At 61.4% G+C, this 1,576-nt stretch carries 2 protein-coding genes and 1 pseudogene; all 3 read left to right on the top strand.

What is annotated here, in order from left to right; all coding sequences use genetic code 11:
• Positions 1 to 300 (top strand): annotated as a pseudogene (locus VOI29_RS24465) (branched-chain amino acid ABC transporter permease); the annotation flags it as partial.
• 12 nt (positions 301 to 312) lie between these two features.
• Positions 313 to 1,068 (top strand): ABC transporter ATP-binding protein, encoded by a 756-nt coding sequence (locus VOI29_RS24470; protein ID WP_323784492.1) that lies wholly within the window; start codon positions 313 to 315, stop codon positions 1,066 to 1,068.
• 12 nt (positions 1,069 to 1,080) lie between these two features.
• The coding region (locus tag VOI29_RS24475; RefSeq protein WP_323784494.1) for an ABC transporter ATP-binding protein at positions 1,081 to 1,576 on the top strand (496 nt) is incomplete at its 3' end.

Below are 1,576 nucleotides of genomic sequence, written 5' to 3' on the forward strand. Positions count from 1 at the left end.
GGCCCGGTGCTGGGCGCAGGCTTCATCAAATACTTCGAGAACATCTTCTCCAAGATCAACGACAACGTGCTGCACAGCTGGTTCAGCTTCATGCCCGACGGGATGGAGGATGCCGTCGTCTTCCTGCTCCACCCCTTTATCGGCAAAGGCTGGCATCTGACCCTGGGCATTCTGTTCATGCTGGTGGTGATCTTCCTGCCCGGCGGCCTGGTCGAAGGCGGCCAGCGGATCAAGGGCTGGCTCAGCCGCCGCAAGGCCAAGGACAGCGATACGTCCGGCGAAACCAATCCCGCGGAATAAGGAGACAGAACAATGGGTATCCTTGAAGTCAAAGACGTAGGGAAACGGTTCGGCGGCCTGCAGGCACTGTCCGAGGTGAACCTCAGCGTAAAGGAAAACTCGGTCCACGCGATCATCGGGCCGAACGGTGCGGGCAAGTCCACCTTGCTCAACTGCCTGGTGGGCAAGCTGATCCCCGACACAGGATCCGTGATGTTCGACGGCCAGTCGGTGCTGGGCCGCGCGCCATACGAGATCAACCAGATGGGCATCAGCCGCGTGTTCCAGACGCCGGAGATCTTTGGCGACCTGACGGTTCTGGAAAACATGATGATTCCCTGCTTTGCCAAGCGGGACGGCGCGTTTGAACTGAACGCCCTGTCAGCAGTGCTGCGCCAGAAGGACATTCTGGAAAAGGCCGAGCATATGCTGGAAGAGATGAACATGGCGGACAAGCGGCACATGCACGCCGCCGCCATGTCCCGCGGCGACAAACGGCGGCTGGAGATCGGCATGTGCCTGTCACAAGAACCGCGCCTGTTGCTGCTGGACGAACCTACCGCGGGCATGGCCCGGGCCGATACCAACAACACAATCGACCTGCTGAAACAGATCAGCGACGAGCGCGACATCACCATCGCCATCATCGAGCACGACATGCATGTGGTGTTCAGCCTGGCCAACCGGATCACCGTTCTGGCCCAGGGCACCCCCCTGGTCGAGGACGATCCACAGAACATCCGCGGCAACCCGAAGGTGCGCGAAGCCTATCTTGGCGAAAGCGCGTAAAGGAGAAACCCAATGAATGTGAAACCCGATTTCTCCAGAAGCGCCAATGCCGCCACAACCGCGCCGGCCTTCCTGTCTGTCTGGGATGTCCACGCCTACTATGGCGAGAGCTACATCGTGCAGGGCATCAGCTTTAATGTCCACGAAGGTGAGATCCTGGCCCTTCTGGGCCGCAACGGCGCTGGCAAAACCTCAACCCTGCGCTCCATCGCCCGCACCGGCTCCCCCTTGGTGACCCGCGGCGAGATCTGGCTGGATCACAAACCGCTGCACAACATGGAATCGTACGAGGCCGCGTCCGTCGGCCTGGGCCTTGTGCCCGAAGACCGCCGCATCATCCCCGGCCTGACAGTCGAGGAAAACCTGCAGCTGGCGCAGATAGCGCCGCCCGTTGGCTGGTCTCTGGAGCGTCTGTACGACCTGTTCCCGCGTCTCGGTGAACGGCGCAAGCAGGAAGGCGTGACCTTGTCAGGCGGCGAACAGCAGATGCTGGCGATCGCCCGCGCGC

Source organism: Leisingera sp. (assembly GCF_034669605.1).
Taxonomy (GTDB): Bacteria; Pseudomonadota; Alphaproteobacteria; order Rhodobacterales; family Rhodobacteraceae; genus Leisingera.